Here is a 16,077-nt window from a genome sequence, read left to right as displayed (position 1 = left end):
ATTCTCACATGGAAATATGACGTTGCATCATGTGGGATAACTGTCATTCCTTGCGAGAATACCCCCCGCCGGGTTCAGCCGGCCGCGCGTTTCGTGAGAATTTCGAAGGCGGGAAGCGTTTTGCCTTCCAGGATTTCCAGGAAGGCGCCGCCGCCGGTCGAGATGTAGCCCACGCGGTCTTCGATGCCGTATTTGGCAATGGCCGCCAGCGTGTCGCCGCCACCGGCGATCGAGAAGGCCTTGCTTTCGGCGATGGCGCGGGCGATGGTTTCGGTGCCCTTGGCAAAGGCGTCGAACTCGAAAACGCCCACCGGGCCGTTCCAGACGATGGTGCCGGCCTCGCGCAGCTGGGCGGCGAGCATGTCGGCCGTCTTGGGGCCGATGTCGAGGATGAGGTCGTCCGCTTTCACGTCGGTGGCGGCCTTGACCGTGGCCGGCGCATCCGCCGCAAAGGTCTTGGCGCAGACCACGTCGACCGGAATCGGCACCGCGGCGCCACGTGCGCGCATCTTCTCGATGACGGACTTGGCCTGGTCGACCAGATCGGCTTCGGCCAGCGATTTGCCGATGCCCAATCCGGCGGCCAGCATGAAGGTGTTGGCGATGCCGCCGCCGACGATCAGCTGGTCCACCTTCTCGGCCAGGCTGTTGAGAATCGTGAGCTTGGTGCTCACCTTGGAGCCGGCCACGATGGCGACCAGCGGTCGCGTCGGGGCGCTCAGCGCGCGGCTGATGGCGTCGATCTCGGCGGCCAGCAGCGGGCCGGCGCTGGCGATCTTCGCGTATTCGGCGATGCCGTAGGTCGTGCCTTCGGCGCGATGGGCGGTGCCGAAGGCGTCGTTCACGTAGATGTCGCACAGCGCGGCCATCTTCTTCGCGAGTTCGGGGTTGTTCTTCTTCTCGCCCTTGTTGACGCGGCAGTTCTCCAGCAGCACCACATCGCCGGGCTTGACGTCGACGCCGTCGACCCAGTTGGCCACCAGCGGCACGTCGCGGCCCAGCAGCTCGCCCAGGCGCTTGGCAACGGGTGCCAGCGAATCCTCGGGCTTGAACTCGCCTTCGGTCGGACGGCCCAGGTGCGACGTGACCATCACGGCCGCGCCGGCGTCCAGCGCGGCCTTGATGCAGGGCACGGAGGCGCGGATGCGCGTGTCTTCGGTGATGCGGCCGGTGTCGTCTTGCGGCACGTTCAGGTCGGCACGGATGAAAACGCGCTGGCCGGCAGCTTTGCCTTGGGCGCACAAGTCGGTGAAACGGATGACGTTCATGGGGGTGTCGGGCAGCGAGCCAGTATGAGACGGAATCAAGCATTCTAGGATTCAGCCCGTGCCGCTGTTCAGGAGAAATCCGGGTTGTCGATCGTGGTCGTCCTCGATTGCCCGATGCATGGCGCCGCGGCGAGAATCCACCACCATGACCGCCCCCACCACTTCTTCCGCTCCCGCGCCGGTTCCGGTGCGCGGCCTGCATCATTTCGCTTGGCGTTGCCGCGACGCCGAAGAAACCCGCCACTTCTATGAAGACCTGCTGGGCCTGCCACTGGTGCACGTCATCAAGGCGGACAACGTGCCCAGCACGGGCGAATACTGCCCCTATGTGCACATCTTCTTCCAGATGACGGACGGCTCGTACATCGCTTTCTTCGACCTGGGCGACGACGTGAGCGCGCTGCCTTCGCCCAACACGCCGGCGTGGGTCAACCACATCGCCTTGCAGGTTGATTCGGTCGACGCCTTGCTGGCGGCCAAGGCGCGTCTCGAAGCGGCGGGCGTGGAAGTGATCGGCGTGACCGACCACCACATCATTCAATCGATCTACTTCTTCGACCCGAACGGCATTCGCCTCGAGTTCACAACGCCGACCGTGCCGGCGGCCACGATGGACGAGCACGCCCGCCACGCCCACGCCGACCTGCAAGCATGGACCGAACTGAAGACGCAATTGCGCCAGGACGCGGAGGCTGCTTCGCATGTCTGACCTGCAACTGGCCGTCATCGACGTCAAGCCCGGCGCGGCGCTGGAGAGCCAATCGGGCCTGCAGATGCTGCGCCCGCGCATCTACGGCGCTTACATGCAGCCCCAAGGCCCCAGGAAGACCGCCGCGATCGTGATGCATCCGACGAGCAACTTCATGGGCCACTACCTCATCGAACCGCTCGCGGCACGCGGCATCTGCTGCATGGGGTTGAACTCGCGCTACGCCGGCAACGACACTGTGCTGCTGATGGAACGCGCCATCCAGGACCTGGGGGCAGGCGTCAAATACCTTCGCGCGGCCGGCTACGAAAAGGTGCTGCTGATCGGCAACTCCGGCGGCGCCGCGCTGGCGAGCTTCTACCAAGCGCAGGCCGAAAAGCTCACGGCGCATCGCTTTGCCGATGGCGATCCGACGCACCTGCATCCGGACGACCTTCCGCCGGTGGATGGCATTGCGCTGTGCGCTGCGCACCTGGGACGTTCGCGGCTGCTGCGTGACTGGATCGACCCCTCGGTGACGGACGAGCACGACCCGATGTCGGTCGACACCGCGCTGGACATGTACGACGCCCGCCATCCGGTGCCTTACGACGCGGACTTTCTCGCGCGCTTCAGCGCCGCGCAGAAGGCGCGCCTGGACCGGCTGGAGAACTGGGCCTTGGCGCGCCTCGAGCAACTGCGCAGCACGCCCGGCGCCCCGCGCGACCAGACCTTCATCGTGTACCGCACGCATGCCGATCCGCGCTGCGTCGACCTTTCGCTCGACCCCAACGATCGCGCGCCCGGCAGCGTGTGGGGCGAAGCACGCGCCGTCAACTATTCGGCCAATGCGATGGGCCGCACGACCTCGTTGACGGCTTTTCTTTCGCAGTGGTCCTCGCGCTCGCAAGCGGATGGCCCGACGAACCTGGCGCGCACCTCGGTGCCCTTGCTGCTGCTGACCTACACGGCCGACCAGTCGACCTTTCCGAGCACGCGCGATGCGTGGCTTGCAGCCGGTGGCGAGCGGATCCGCAACGTCAACATCGTTGGCGGGAACCACTACCTGGCAGGCCAGGCGCACCTCGTGCCGCAGGCGGCGGACGCCATCGCGGAATGGGCGAACGCGCTGTGATCCTGCCCTGATGCCGCGGGAAGGCGCTGTCGTCGATGGAGACCTTCAGCTTCGCGCCGCCTTATGAATTGCCGCGCTGGCCTTTCAGGCGCCCGCCAGAACTGGGCAGCGGCCATGTCTCACACCACCCGATCGTGATCGTCGGCGCCGGCCCCGCCGGCCTGACGCTCGCGTGCGATCTCGCGCAACGCGGCGTGCCCGCGCTCTTGCTCGACGAAGACGACACCGTCGGCGTGCGCGGCGCTTCGTCGCGCGGCATCTGCTACGCGCAAAAGACGCTGGAGATCTTCGACCGACTGGGCATCTTCGAGCGCATCGCGGATAAGGGCATCACCTGGTCCATCGGCAAGACCTTCTCGGGTGAGCGCGAGGTTTACAACTTCAACCTGCAGGCCGACAACCTGTCGAAGCAACCGCCCTTCATCAACCTGCAGCAGTTCTACGTCGAGTGGTTCCTGGTGGACCGCATCCATGAACTCGGCGTGGTCGACCTGCGCTGGAAAAGCCGTGTGACGCATGTCGAGCCGCGCGGTGATGGCGTGCGCTTGCACGTCGAGACGCCCGAGGGCAGCTACGAACTGGAAGCCGGTCGCCTCATCGACGCCACCGGCGCCAACAGCCCCATCCGCACGCAACTCGGGCTCGATGCGCATGCGTCGCGCAGCACCGACCGCTGGTGCATCAGCGACGTGCGCTTCAAGAAACCGCTGCCCGTCGAGCGCTGGACCTGGATCGATGCGCCCTTCAACGAAGGACGTGCCGTGTGGCAACACCTGATGGCCGACGGTGTGTGGCGCATGGACTACCAGATGGCGCATGACTGCGACATCGAATACATCAGCCGGCCCGAAGTCGCCGGCGCACGCCTGCGCGAGCAACTCGGACCGGGCGTGGATTTCGAGTTCGTCTGGATCGGCCCCTACGGCTACCGCGACCACCTGCTCGACACGTTCCGTCACGGCCGCGTGTTCTTCATCGGCGACGCCGCGCATGTCGTCAGCCCCTTTGGCGCGCGGGGTGGCAACAGCGGCATCCAGGACGCGGCCAACCTGGGCTGGAAGCTGGCGCTCGTTGCCGCCGGCGAAGCGGACGAAGCCTTGCTCGACACCTATTGCAGCGAACGCCAGCACGCCGCGGCCGAGAACCTGAAGGTGACGCGTCGCACCGCCCGCTTCCTGGCGCCACAAAGCGAGGCGGAACACCTGCTTCGCAAGGCGGTGATCGCGCTGACTTCGCGCCATGCCTTCGGCCGCACGCTGATCAACACCGGGCGCATGTCGGTGGCCAATGCCTACCCGCCCTCTGAAAGCCTGCCTCAAGGCGCGCAGACGGTGCAGAACCTGCCGTTGCAATGGCGCGGCGGTGAGGCGACCACCCTGATGGAATTGCTGGCGATGGACTCGCGATTCGTGGGTTTCTGGTTCGACCCTTCGGCCTCACAAGCGCTGGACGCCACACATGCGCTCGCCGACCTGCCGCTGCGCCTGATCGCGGTCGGTGGCCATAGCGCGCTGCCGACGCTGGAAGCAAACGATGGATTGGCCCGCCGATTTGGCGACGCGCCGGCCGGCAGCTTCGTCCTCGTGCGGCCGGACGCCTATGCCGCCATGCGCCTTGAAGGGGCGACGGCCGACGCCATCGCAGAAGCGGTCAGGACCGCCGTGTGCCGCGCGCCTTGACCGGCGGGTTCGACTACCAGCCCATGCCCAGGTGCATCGGCAAGTACACGGCCATGCCCACCACCATGGTGCCAAGCACGCCGCGCCGCCAAAAATAGTAGGCCCCGCCCACCAGCGCCGCGTAAATGCGCGCGTCGTGCAGGCTGGAGACGAGATGGCCGCTGGTCATCACGATTTCGGGAATCACCACGGCCGCCAGCGCCGCGATGGGCGCGTAGTGCAGCGCCCGATGCGCCCAGTCGGGCAGGCCCCAGGGCCGGTCGAGAATGAAGAAGAAACAGCGCGTGATCACGCTCACCGCCGCCAAGCCGACGATGACGCCCAGCGACCACCAGTCCGTGACGCCCGCAACCGGGTTCATTCGCACTCCCGCAGCGCTTCGCTCATGTGTCATCCTCCGCCGCCGGATTCGGCACAAATCCCTTTTCGATCCAGAAGCACAGCAACACCGCCACCCCGATGGCGACCACGATGTTGAGCTTGAGCGGCAAGGCGTAGGCGGCCACGGCGGTGGCGCCCGCAATCATCCCCGCAAGCACCCGCAGGCGCGACGTCGCCATGGAGCACAGGATGCCCACCAGGCTCAGCACGCCCGCGAATCCCAGCCCCCACGACTGCGGAATGAGATTGCCAAGCGCAACACCCAGCAGGCTCAAGCCCATCCACGCACACCATGTGACGTAGTAGCCGCCGGTGAGGTAGGCCTCCTGCCCGGTGCGCTGCGCGTCGGTGGTGGGCGGTTCGGGGTAATGGGCGGTGAACATGGCGTAGCTCATGTCGGCCGTGAGGTAGCCGTGCGTCATGCGGCGCCAGCGCGGCAGATGCATCAGATAAGGCCGCAAGTGCAGGCTGAACACCACGAAACGCAGGTTCACGCAAAAGCCGGTGGCGAGCACGACCCACGCCGGCGCACCGGCCACCAGCAGCGGAATCGCCGCCAGTTGCGAGCTGCCCGCGTACACCAGCAGCGTCATCGCCACCGCTTCGAAGACGCTCATGCCCGACTTGACCATCGCCACGCCGGTCATCAGGCCCCAGGCGCCGATGCCGACCGCGACGGGCATCATGTCGCGCACGCCCTCGCGAAAGGCCGGCTGACGCCGGATGGAAGGAAGGAAAAACATGGAACCTCAGGCGTCGAAGACCTGTCCGGCCTTGACGTCGAATCCGCGCAGGAACTCCGCTGCTGGCAGCCGCTTGCCGCCGGGGCGCTGAAGCTCGGTCACCACGACCGCGCCCTCGCCCGTGGCCACGGCGATGCCGCTTTGCGCCACGTCCAGCACCGTGCCCGGTGAGGCGGGCGCCGCGTCGTGCCGCGGCGCCGCGGCCCAAAGCTTGATGACTTCGCCGTTGAGCGTGCCGACCGCGCCGGGGAAGGAATCAAAAGCCCGGATGCGCTGGACGATGGCGGCGGCCGCCTGTGTCCAGTCGACCCTGGCTTCGTGTTTCTCGATCTTGTGGGCGTAGGTGACGCCTTCGGACGGTTGCGGCACCGGCTTCAGGCGGCCGGCCTGCGCATCGCGCAGTGCCTGCACGATCAGTTGCCCGCCCATCGCAGCCAGCCGGTCGTGCAGCCTGGCTGTCGTGTCGTCGCCGATGGCGAGGCGCTCTTCCAGCAGCATGTCCCCGGTGTCCAGGCCGGCGTCCATCTGCATGATGGTCACGCCTGTTTCAGCGTCGCCGGCCTCGATGGCGCGGTGAATCGGCGCGGCGCCGCGCCAGCGCGGGAGCAGCGAGGCATGAATGTTCAGGCAGCCAAGACGGGGCGTGTCCAGCACCCATTGGGGCAGGATGAGTCCATAGGCTGCGACGACCATGACGTCGGCCTGCGAGGCCAACAGGGCTTCCCGCGCGGCGGCGGCGTCTTCCGGGTACTTGCCATCCAGACGCAAGCTGCGCGGTTGAGCCACCGGCCAGCTGTGCTGCACCGCAAAGGCCTTGACGGGAGACGCTTGCAGCTTGAGCCCACGTCCTGCCGGGCGATCCGGCTGAGTGAGCACCAACACAATCTCGAAACCCGCGCTGTGGATGGCCTCCAGCGCCGAGCGGGCGAACTCGGGCGTGCCGGCGAAAACGACTTTCACCAGCGCTTGACGCGATCAGACGCGTAGTCGTCGCCCACGTTGTAGCGCCGCACGATGCCTTGCGGGTCCACGTAGATGTACAGGAAGCGCCGGTTGTTCATCTGCAGGTAGCGCCAGGTCCACACGTCGCCGTTGAAGGACGTGACCTTGGTGATTTCATAGGGCCGGCCATAGGTGCGCATCACGTCGTCCCGGTTCCATTTGTCGACCTGGATGGTGCTGCCGAAATACTTCTCGTCCAGTTCCTGCCCCACGGAAATAACCTTGCCGGACGCGTCCAGGTCGATGTTCGTCACCTGGAAGCCCATGGGCGCGCGCGAATACTGAAGGCGTTCGCCCGAACCCCAAGGGTAGATGGCGGTGGGCGGCCCCAGGCGCCCCAGCGTGTCGGCGCGCGTGGCGCCGAGGTCGATGTTGGTGGGGTCGCTGGCACAGGCCGTCAGTGCCGCCGCCGCGGCTGCGACCGTCAGGAGGCGGATCGACATGGTCAACTCCTTCCGCTGCGTTGTTCGTCGCGCTGGTCCTCGCGCTGCTGTTTGAGCAGCTTGCTCTTGATCCGGTTCCGCTTGAGCGGCGACAGGTATTCCACGAACACCTTGCCCAGCAGGTGATCGAGTTCATGCTGCACGCAGACCGCCAGCAGGCCCTCGGCCTCCACCGTGCGCAGTTCGCCTTCGGCGTCCAGCGCCTGCACGCGCACCGAGGTCGAGCGTTCTACCCCGTCATAAATACCGGGAACGGAGAGGCAGCCCTCTTCGTTCAGCACCTTTTCGTCACTCGCCCAGACAATTTCAGGGTTGATCAGCACCAGCGGCTCGTTACGATCCTCGGAAACGTCGATCACCACGACGCGCTCGTGCACGTTGATCTGGGTGGCTGCCAAGCCGATTCCGTTGGCGGCGTACATGGTTTCAAGCATGTCGGCGACCAGTGTCTTGATGCGGGCATCGATGCCTTGCACCGGTTTGGCCACCGTATGCAGGCGCGCATCGGGGTAACTAAGAATGTTTCGTTTCGCCATGAGACAGTTGCGCAGTTGTGGCTATTTTCGCCATTTCCGCGACTAGCCGCGCTTGCAAAGCCTGATAAACGTTGCCCCCTCAAGGGCTTCAGCGCAGAATTCGTTGCAAATTGTGAGGATTTGTTCGCCGGGCGCGGCCAGTCAGCGCGTGCTCACCATCAAACCATGAAGACACTCCGAACCATTCAACGCCCCCGTCCGAATCTGCTCGCCATGGTGGCGACCGTCGCGGTGCTCGGCGCCGGTGCGGCAGCCCATGCGCAGAACTATCCGGTCACGCCCCAGCAGCGCGCGACGGCGCAGCAGGTTGCCCAAGCCGGCATTCCGGTGAGCGAGTTGGCACCCACTGCGCCAGACGAATACACCGTCAAGTCCGGCGACACGCTGTGGGCGATCTCGCGCATGTACCTGCGCAGCCCCTGGCGCTGGCCCGAGCTGTGGGGCATGAATCTTGACGACATCAAGAACCCGCACCGGATCTATCCGGGTCAAGTGCTGTACCTGGACAAGTCCAACGGCCGGGCGCGCCTGACCACGCGCGCCGGCGGCAGCGGAACGGGCGGCACCATCAAGCTGTCGCCACGCACGCGCTACGAGTCGCTTGCCGGCATGGCGCTGCCGACGCTGCGCCCCGCGCTGATCGAGCCCTTCCTGAGCGAACCCATCGTGGTCGACCAGAACACGCTCGCTGCCGCGCCGCGCATCGTCGCCGGCAACGACGATCGCGTGATCATGGCGCGCGGCGACCGGGCCTACGTCCGTGGCAATCCGGACGCGCCGCTGATCGAAATGAGCGGCCCGATCCAGCAGTTCCGCGTGTTCCGCGATGCAACGCCGCTGGCCGATCCGAACACCGGCGAAATCCTCGGCTATGAGGCCCAGTACCTTGGCCGCGCCCAACTGGCGCGTGGTGAAACGACGGTGAGCGAAGTGGTGGGCGGCAAGGAAGTGCGCGCCAATGTGCCGGCCACCATCGACTTCGTGGCCGCCCGCGAAGAGATTCGCGCCGGCGACCGCCTGCTGCCCGAGCCGACACGCCAGCTCCTGAGCTACGCGCCGCACGCGCCGGTGGGCGAAGTGGTGGGCGGGCGCATCATCTCGGTCTACGGCAATGCGGTGCAATTCGCCGCGCAAAACCAGGTGGTCTCGATCAACAAGGGCCTGCGCGACGGCATCGAGAACGGCACCGTGCTGGCCATTTTGAAGAACGGCCAGACCATCGTGGATCGCACCAACGGGGTCAAGGAATCGCTCAAGCTGCCGAACGAACGCATCGGGCTTTTGATGGTTTTCAGGCCCTTCGACAAGGTGTCGTACGCTCTGGTCCTCGAGATCAGCGATGTGCCCAAAGCCGGAGACTTGCTGGTCAATCCATAGGCCACAAATCTTCACTTTTCTTTGGGTCCCGAACGTACTGAACTTGCCGACTGGCTCCGCCTTTCGCTGACACCCGGCGTCGGTGACACCGCCGCACGCAAACTCCTCGCCGCCTTCGGATTGCCGGGGGCGGTCTTCGCACAATCGCGCGCTGCCTTGCAGCAGGTGGTGTCGGACGCGCAAGCCGACGCCCTGCTGCTGCGCTCGCGCGAGCAAGAGGCCTTCATCGACGACAGCTTGCGATGGCTCGACGCCGGCGATGCCGGCGCGGGCGTGCGCCGCATCGTCACGCTGGGCGATCCCGGCTATCCGGCCTCGCTGCTGGAAATGGTCGATCCGCCGCTGCTGCTCTACGTGATGGGCTCGCCGCAATTCGACCTGACGCAACTGGGCAGCAGCCTGGCCATCGTCGGCAGCCGCAACCCCACGCCGCAGGGCGAGATGAACGCGCGCAGCTTTGCGCGCGCATTGGGTGAAGCGGGCGTCACCGTCGTCTCGGGCATGGCCTTGGGCGTGGATGGCGCAGCGCACGAAGGCGCGCTGGAAGCGGCGCAGGCCGACGCCTCGCGACTGGCCACGGTGGCAGTGGTGGGCACGGGGCTGGACCGCGTCTATCCGGCGCGGCATCGCGACCTGGCCCATCGCATTGCAAACCAGGGCTTGATCGTGAGCGAACTTCCACTGGGCACGCCGCCGCTGACGCAGAACTTCCCCAAGCGCAACCGCATCATCGCCGGGCTCGCGCGCGGCACGCTGGTGGTGGAGGCGGCGTTGAAATCCGGCTCGCTGATCACCGCGCGGCTGGCGGTCGAGCAGGGCAAGGAAGTGTTCGCGATTCCGGGGTCGATCCATTCGCCGCAGGCACGCGGGTGCCATGCGCTCATTCGCCAGGGCGCCAAATTGGTGGAGACGGTGCAGGACATCTTCGAGGACCTCGATCTGCGGGCTGCGGCCAGTGGGTCCACAGCACCCGGGCGTGATGCGCCCTCGGCCTCTTCGCATGGCGATCCGCTGCTTACGGCGCTGGGCCATGACCCCGTGAGCCTGGACGCCCTCGTGGCCCGAACCGGCTGGCCAGCCGCCGAACTTCAGGCCCGATTGCTGGAGCTTGAACTCGACAATCATGTGGCGCGATTGCCCGGTGGGTTGTTTCAACGCATCGCGCAAGGCTGATACCGATTGCTACAAAGGGCGCGTCGGCTATATTGGGACGCATGTTTGAAGTGCTCGTGTTCGTTTATGAAACGTATTGGCGTGGCGATGCATGCCCCGAACCCGAGCAACTGGGCCGCAAGCTCAGCGCGCACGGGTTCGACGCCGATGAAATCCGCGACGCCTTGCAGTGGCTCGACGGGCTCAGCCTGGCGACCCAGGGCATTCAATTGACGCGCCATGCCGACGACGATGGCATCGTGACCATCGCCCAGCGCGGCATCGGCGATACGGCGCTCGCGCAGTCACCCGGCGCCATGCGCGTCTATTCGACGGCCGAGCAGGACCACCTGGGCGCCGAATGCCTCGGCTTTCTCAGCTTCCTGGAATCCGCCAACGGACTGCCGCCCGGCATGCGCGAAATCGTCGTCGACCGTGCGATGGCCGCCACGGGTGGGCCGGTGTCGCTCGACGAGTTGAAGATCATCGTGTTGATGGTGCACTGGAGCACCGGCATCGAGCCCGATGCGCTGATGCTCGATGAGCTCTGCGACGACACCGCGCAGCGCGTCGCGCATTGATTGCTGCTTGCCCCCAAGCTTGCAGCGCCTGCTACACAACGAATGGAATGAAGCGCCGCGTGCCGCGCATATAGGCGCGATACGCCTCGCCGAAGTGATGCAGGCATTCCTGTTCGTCGCGCAACGCGGTGATGATCAAAAGCACCGTGGCCGCCAGCACCAGTGCAAGGCCGATCCATGTGAACTGCTTGAGGAATGCGCCCCACGCCAGGCAGATGAGCGCCGTGTACATGGGGTGACGGATGTAACGGAAGGCTCCGTTGGTCACCAGCACACTGGTCTTCTCGAAGCCGAACAGGGCCGCGTCTTCGCGCGCCGCCGTGGGCTTGCCCAGCCGCTTGAGCAAGGTCACGGCATGCAGCGGCAGCCATGCCGATACGATCAGCAGCGCCCAGGACACCAGTTGATGCGGCGCCGTCGGCTCGTCGTCCCACACGGGCAGATTGAGCAGGATCAGCCCCAGGATGCACTCCCACGCAAAGAAGCGATAGAAGCCGTGCGAGCCGGGGCGCCGCAGCGCATTGCGCGACGCATACAGCAGCGCAGCAGATCCGCCGACGAAGACAGCGGCATGGGTGAAGGCCTGGAACATGAAACCGAATCTACACGGCCTTACGCCGCGCAATGCGCGGTCGAATCTTGCAAGAAGGCCATCCCCTACACTTGCGCGCCTGATTGCCCATTGATCCTGTGACTCCACTTCCCAAGAGTGAGAACGTGCAGCCCAAGCGCGTGCTCTCGATTCGTTTTTCCCAGACGGGGCAACTTGACGCCGTGGCGGACCAGATCCTGGCACCGCTGCTGGCAGACCCCGGCATCCATGTGCACATCGAGACCCTGCGGCCGCAGCACGCGCTGCCATTCCCATGGCCCTTTCTCGATTTCTTCGACGCATTCCCCGAGACGGCCCACATGCGGCCACCTCCGCTTGAACCTCTGACGCTGGCGGGCGACGAAGACTTCGACCTCATCATCCTGCCCTACCAGGTGTGGTTCCTGGCGCCATCGCAACCCATCACGGCCTTCCTGCAGCACCCGCTGGCGGCTCGGCTGCTGAAGGGCAAGCCGGTGGTCACGGTGATCGGCTGCCGCAACATGTGGATGATGGCGCACGAAAAGCTCAAGGCGATGCTGAGCGCCTTCGGCGCAAGGCTGATCGACAACGTGGTCCTCACAGACCCGGGACCGACGCTCGCCACCTTCATCACGACACCGGCGTGGTTGTTGTTCGGCCGCAAGCGCGGGTTCTGGGGCATGCCGGATGCGGGACTGACGACTGCGCAAATTGCCAGTGCGCGACGCTTCGGGCTGGCCCTGCGCGACGGCTTGCACGACGACGCAGAGCGCGGCACGCAACCATTGCTTGCCGGCCTGGGCGCGGTGGTGGCTGAGCCACGCCTCATCGTGGGCGAGAAAGCCGGCACGCGCAGCTTCTATCTCTGGGGCAAGCTGATCATGGCCGCAGGGCGACCGGGCAGTGCACGGCGTCAGCCGCTGGTGGTGGTGTACGTGCTTTTCCTGTTCATGCTCATCGTCACCGTCATGCCGGTCAGCCTGGCCCTGCAAGCCTTGCTGCGGCCGTTGTTCAAGAAGCGGCTCACTGGAATCAAGAACTACTTCGAGCTGCCTTCCGGGTCAGCCACTGACCGATGCCACCGTTATGACAGCTGAAGTTTTCCTGACGCGCACAGCAGCCCACCTGCCGTTTGCGGCCGTCTCCAACGACGAAATCGAAGATGTGCTTGGCATGGTGGGCGCCAAGCCGTCGCGTGCGCGCCGGGTCATCCTGCGCAACAACGGCATCGTGTCGCGGCACTACGCCATCGACCGCGCCACCGGCAAGGCGGCCATGACCAATGCGCAACTCACGGCGCATGCGGTTCGCGCATTGGGGGACGACCTTGGCGCGGTGGATTGCCTGGCGACGGGCACGTCCTTGCCCGATCAACTCGTCCCGGGCCATGCGGTCATGGTGCATGGCGAGCTTGGCTGGCCGCGCCTGGAGGCCGTGTCGTGCGCCGGCGTGTGCCTTTCCGGCACCGCAGCCTTGAAGCACGCATGGCTGTCGGTGCGCGCAGGCGAGGCACGGCGCGCGGTGGCAACCGGCTCGGAGCTGGTCTCGCCCTTGCTCATGGCCGCGAACTTCGAGGCCGAAGTCGCACACAAGGTGCAGGCACTCGAAGAACGGCCCGAGATCGCCTTTGAAAAAGACTTCCTGCGCTGGATGTTGTCCGACGGCGCCGGCGCCGTGTTGCTCGAGCGCGCGCCGCGCGGGCCGCTGTCGCTGCGCATCGACTGGATCGACCTGTCTTCTGCCGCGCAGGAGCTGCCGGCCTGCATGTATGCGGGCACGGAGCGTGACGCAGACGGCGCACTGCAGGGCTGGATGCAAACGCCGCCCGGGCAGTGGCAGGCGCAGTCCATCTTCGCCATCAAGCAGGACGTGCGCCTGCTCAACGAGAACATCGTTCGCGCCACGCTCGGAGATCCCTTGCGCGAACTCATCGCGCGGCGCGGCTTGAAGGCGAGCGGGATCGACTGGTTCCTGCCGCACCTGTCGTCGCATTACTTCGAACAACCGGCGTACGAGTGCCTGGAAGCCGTCGGCTTGCCCATTCCGCGCGAGCGCTGGTTCAGCAACCTGGCGCACAAGGGCAACACCGGCGCGGCCTCGCCTTTCATCATGCTCGACGAGTTGTTCCGGTCGGGCCGTGTGCGCAAGGGGCACAAGCTGTTGATGTTCGTGCCCGAGAGCGGTCGCTTTTCCTGCGGCTTCGTGCACATGGAGGCGGTATGAACGTCGACGCCGTTCCGCAAGAGGGCAACGCGACGCTCGACGGGCATCGCAAGCTCATGTATGCGCGCGACGCCGCGGGCCACTGCGTCACGGTCGGCTCGCGCGGCTGGGAGGCCGAGGAAATCGTCACCACGCATGCGGTCGATGCGCTCGTTGCGCAGGCGGAGGATGCGCGCGCACGCGTGCTGGCGGGCACCGCATCAACGCTCGAATACTGGATGTACGAACGCCGCATGGACGTGGCGCTGCTGTCGCAGACCAGTGGCTTCTGGCAGTGGCGCGTGCGGCGTCACTTGCAGCCGCGCGCTTTCGCCCAGCTTTCCGCCGCTCAACTGTCGCGCTATGCGAATGCGCTGGGCCTGTCGGTCCAGGCGCTCCAACGACTGCCATGAAGTTCGAACACCAGCACGCCGCGCACTGCGAAAGCGGCGTCATCTCCAACATGCTTCGCCATCACGGCGTTCCGATGACGGAGAGCCTTGCCTTCGGTCTGTCGTCGGCGCTGACCTTCGCGTACTTTCCCTTCATCAAGCTGTCGGGGCTGCCGCTCATTTCGTTCCGCATGCCGCCCAAGGCCATCATCAAGGGCATGCTGGCGCCACTGGCCGCGCGCTTTCGCTTCGAGACCTTCAGCAGCCCGCAGGCGGGGCAGGCGCGGCTCGATGCCTTGCTGGCCGAAGGGCAACTGGTCGGCTTGCAGACCTCGGTGTACTGGCTGCCGTACTTTCCGCCGCAGATGCGCTTTCACTTCAACGCGCACAATCTGCTGATCTACGGCAAGGAGGGCGACGACTACCTGGTCAGCGACCCGGTGTTCGAAACGCCGATGCGCTGCGCCAGCGCGGACCTTTCGCGCGCACGCTTCGCCAAGGGCGTGCTGGCACCCAAGGGGCTGCTGTACTACCCGCAAGCCATCGAGCGCAAGACCATCGATGCGCAGGCCGTGCGCAAGGCCATTCGCAAGACCGTGCGCACCATGCAGGCGCCGGTGCCCCTCATCGGCGTGCGGGGCATGCGCACGCTGTCCAACAAGCTGACGCGCCTGCCGACGGGCGACGCGCACACGGTCGCCTGGATCGGCCACATGGTGCGCATGCAGGAAGAGATCGGCACCGGCGGCGCGGGCTTTCGTTTCATCTACGCGGCCTTCCTGGAGGAAGCCGCGCAACTCGCGGCCATGCCGGAGCTGGGCGCGTTTTCGGCGCGGCTGACCGACATCGGCGACGGCTGGCGCGGCTACGCCCTCAAGGCGGCGCGCATGGTCAAGGGGCGCGAGGCCGTCGACCCGCCGGCGCTGGCCGACATGCTGCGCGGCCAGGCCGACCAGGAAGATGCTTTCTTTCGCGACCTGAAGCGCGCCGTCGTGTAGGCCACGCATGCTGGCGCTGGAACATCTGAGCTACCGCTACCCCGGTGCCGCGCAAGCTGCGCTGGACGACGTGTCGCTGACGGCGCAACGCGGCAGCGTGCTCGGACTGCTGGGCCCGAACGGTGCCGGCAAGACCACGCTGATTTCGCACGTGTCGGGCGCGCTGGCTGTGCAGTCCGGCCGCGTGGCGGTGGACGGCGAGCCCTTGCTGGCCATGCGTGCGCGCATGCCCACGCGAATTGCCGTGGCGCCACAGGAATACGCGTTCTATCCCATGCTCACGGTGGCTGAAAACCTCGCGTGCTTTGCATCGGCCGGCCGACTGACTGGTGCGCGCAAGCAAACGCGCATCGCTGCATGCATGCGCTTTGCGCAGATCGAAGCCTTTGCGTCGATCCGGGCGGAGCGCCTGTCGGGCGGATTGAAGCGGCGGCTCAACCTTGCGATTGCCCTGCTGCCGGAGCCCGAACTGCTCCTGTTCGACGAGCCCACCGTGGGGGTCGATCCTCAATCGCGCGCCTTCGTGCTCGACGCCATCAAGACGCTGGCGGCCGAAGGCGCGGCGGTGATCTATGCAACGCATTACATGGAAGAGGTCGAGGCCATCGCGGACCGTGTCGCGATCCTGGACAACGGCCGGGTGCTGCGCAACGGCACGCTGGAGGCGTTGTTGTCCGAAGGCGCAATGGTCCTGACGGTGCGCGGCGACGGCGTGGACGCGGCACTTCTCGCGCGCTTCGGCGCCGTGGAAAAGGGGCCGGACCATTGGCGCGTGCGACTGGCCGACGATGCACGCCCGGCCGAGGTGCTGGCCGCGCTCGACGCTTCCGGCGCGTCGGTGCGGCAGGCCGAGTTCGGCCGCTACAACCTGGAGCAGCTCTTCATGGCGCTGACCCGTCGCTCGCTGCGCGATACCTGAAGTCGAA

Annotated in this window: 18 protein-coding genes; 11 read left to right on the top strand and 7 right to left on the bottom strand. The window is 66.1% G+C overall.

The features are described from left to right. Positions 1 to 74: 74 nt before the first annotated feature. Entirely contained in the window at positions 75 to 1,268 is a 1,194-nt protein-coding gene (locus QTI66_RS24625; RefSeq protein ID WP_286562667.1) for a phosphoglycerate kinase, read from the bottom strand. Between the two features lie 145 nt (positions 1,269 to 1,413). Here QTI66_RS24625 and QTI66_RS24620 point away from each other — a divergent pair, with 145 nt between their 5' ends. From QTI66_RS24620 to QTI66_RS24610, 3 genes are read left to right on the top strand one after another with little or no spacing between them, the layout of a single operon-like run. Beyond that, positions 1,414 to 1,977, top strand: coding sequence for a VOC family protein (locus QTI66_RS24620; RefSeq protein ID WP_286562666.1), 564 nt, complete (start codon positions 1,414 to 1,416; stop codon positions 1,975 to 1,977). Next, positions 1,970 to 3,091: an alpha/beta fold hydrolase gene (locus tag QTI66_RS24615; protein ID WP_286562665.1), complete on the top strand. Its 1,122-nt coding sequence runs from the start codon at positions 1,970 to 1,972 to the stop codon at positions 3,089 to 3,091. Before QTI66_RS24620 ends, QTI66_RS24615 begins: the two co-directional genes overlap by 8 nt. Before the next feature lie 35 nt (positions 3,092 to 3,126). Beyond that, a complete protein-coding gene (locus tag QTI66_RS24610; protein WP_286562664.1) occupies positions 3,127 to 4,770 on the top strand; it encodes an FAD-dependent monooxygenase in 1,644 nt (547 codons plus the stop codon). Between the two features lie 13 nt (positions 4,771 to 4,783). Here QTI66_RS24610 and QTI66_RS24605 read toward each other — a convergent pair whose 3' ends face one another. The 5 genes from QTI66_RS24605 to def are packed head-to-tail and all read right to left on the bottom strand — an operon-like array spanning position 4,784 to position 7,875. Further along, a complete protein-coding gene (locus QTI66_RS24605; protein WP_286562662.1) occupies positions 4,784 to 5,131 on the bottom strand; it encodes an AzlD domain-containing protein in 348 nt (115 codons plus the stop codon). A 22-nt stretch (positions 5,132 to 5,153) separates the two neighbouring features. Further along, positions 5,154 to 5,894: an AzlC family ABC transporter permease gene (locus tag QTI66_RS24600; RefSeq protein WP_286562661.1), complete on the bottom strand. Its 741-nt coding sequence runs from the start codon at positions 5,892 to 5,894 to the stop codon at positions 5,154 to 5,156. A 6-nt stretch (positions 5,895 to 5,900) separates the two neighbouring features. Then, positions 5,901 to 6,854, bottom strand: a complete 954-nt coding sequence (gene fmt, locus QTI66_RS24595) for a methionyl-tRNA formyltransferase (RefSeq protein WP_286562660.1) — start codon at positions 6,852 to 6,854, stop codon at positions 5,901 to 5,903. Next, on the bottom strand, positions 6,851 to 7,339 hold the full coding sequence (locus tag QTI66_RS24590; RefSeq protein WP_286562659.1) for a hypothetical protein: 489 nt from the start codon (positions 7,337 to 7,339) through the stop codon (positions 6,851 to 6,853). Before QTI66_RS24590 ends, fmt begins: the two co-directional genes overlap by 4 nt. Before the next feature lie 2 nt (positions 7,340 to 7,341). Continuing rightward, entirely contained in the window at positions 7,342 to 7,875 is a 534-nt protein-coding gene (gene def / locus QTI66_RS24585) for a peptide deformylase (RefSeq protein ID WP_286562658.1), read from the bottom strand. A 165-nt stretch (positions 7,876 to 8,040) separates the two neighbouring features. Between def and QTI66_RS24580 the strand changes: the two genes are divergently transcribed. Genes QTI66_RS24580 through QTI66_RS24570 form a run of 3 tightly spaced genes read left to right on the top strand, consistent with a single transcriptional unit; the run spans position 8,041 to position 10,985 of the window. Next, complete coding sequence (locus QTI66_RS24580) at positions 8,041 to 9,252, top strand: LysM peptidoglycan-binding domain-containing protein (protein WP_286562656.1); 1,212 nt, start codon at positions 8,041 to 8,043, stop codon at positions 9,250 to 9,252. A gap of 21 nt (positions 9,253 to 9,273) precedes the next feature. Next, entirely contained in the window at positions 9,274 to 10,425 is a 1,152-nt protein-coding gene (dprA, locus tag QTI66_RS24575) for a DNA-processing protein DprA (protein WP_286562654.1), read from the top strand. 41 nt (positions 10,426 to 10,466) lie between these two features. Then, positions 10,467 to 10,985, top strand: coding sequence for a Smg family protein (locus tag QTI66_RS24570; RefSeq protein WP_286562653.1), 519 nt, complete (start codon positions 10,467 to 10,469; stop codon positions 10,983 to 10,985). A gap of 31 nt (positions 10,986 to 11,016) precedes the next feature. On the opposite strand, the gene QTI66_RS24565 is transcribed toward QTI66_RS24570, so the two are convergent. Next, positions 11,017 to 11,577, bottom strand: coding sequence for a methyltransferase family protein (locus tag QTI66_RS24565; protein ID WP_286562652.1), 561 nt, complete (start codon positions 11,575 to 11,577; stop codon positions 11,017 to 11,019). 125 nt (positions 11,578 to 11,702) lie between these two features. Between QTI66_RS24565 and QTI66_RS24560 the strand changes: the two genes are divergently transcribed. The 5 genes from QTI66_RS24560 to QTI66_RS24540 are packed head-to-tail and all read left to right on the top strand — an operon-like array spanning position 11,703 to position 16,070. After that, the gene (locus QTI66_RS24560; RefSeq protein WP_286562651.1) at positions 11,703 to 12,656 is read left to right on the top strand and encodes a dialkylrecorsinol condensing enzyme; all 954 of its coding nucleotides are present in this window, start codon (positions 11,703 to 11,705) and stop codon (positions 12,654 to 12,656) included. Further along, on the top strand, positions 12,646 to 13,782 hold the full coding sequence (locus tag QTI66_RS24555; RefSeq protein WP_286562650.1) for a beta-ketoacyl-ACP synthase III: 1,137 nt from the start codon (positions 12,646 to 12,648) through the stop codon (positions 13,780 to 13,782). Before QTI66_RS24560 ends, QTI66_RS24555 begins: the two co-directional genes overlap by 11 nt. Next, entirely contained in the window at positions 13,779 to 14,174 is a 396-nt protein-coding gene (locus tag QTI66_RS24550; protein ID WP_286562649.1) for a DarG family dialkylresorcinol biosynthesis protein, read from the top strand. The genes QTI66_RS24555 and QTI66_RS24550 overlap by 4 nt, the downstream gene beginning before the upstream one ends. Next, positions 14,171 to 15,151: a BtrH-related acyltransferase DarH gene (gene darH, locus QTI66_RS24545; RefSeq protein ID WP_286562648.1), complete on the top strand. Its 981-nt coding sequence runs from the start codon at positions 14,171 to 14,173 to the stop codon at positions 15,149 to 15,151. The genes QTI66_RS24550 and darH overlap by 4 nt, the downstream gene beginning before the upstream one ends. A 7-nt stretch (positions 15,152 to 15,158) precedes the next feature. Then, positions 15,159 to 16,070, top strand: a complete 912-nt coding sequence (locus tag QTI66_RS24540; protein ID WP_286562647.1) for an ABC transporter ATP-binding protein — start codon at positions 15,159 to 15,161, stop codon at positions 16,068 to 16,070. Positions 16,071 to 16,077 lie beyond the last annotated feature (7 nt).

Source organism: Variovorax brevis, from assembly GCF_030317105.1.
Lineage (GTDB): Bacteria > Pseudomonadota > Gammaproteobacteria > Burkholderiales > Burkholderiaceae_C > Variovorax > Variovorax brevis.
The sequence above is the reverse complement of the archived record's forward strand: the minus strand, read 5'-3'. Positions and strand labels throughout refer to the sequence as shown.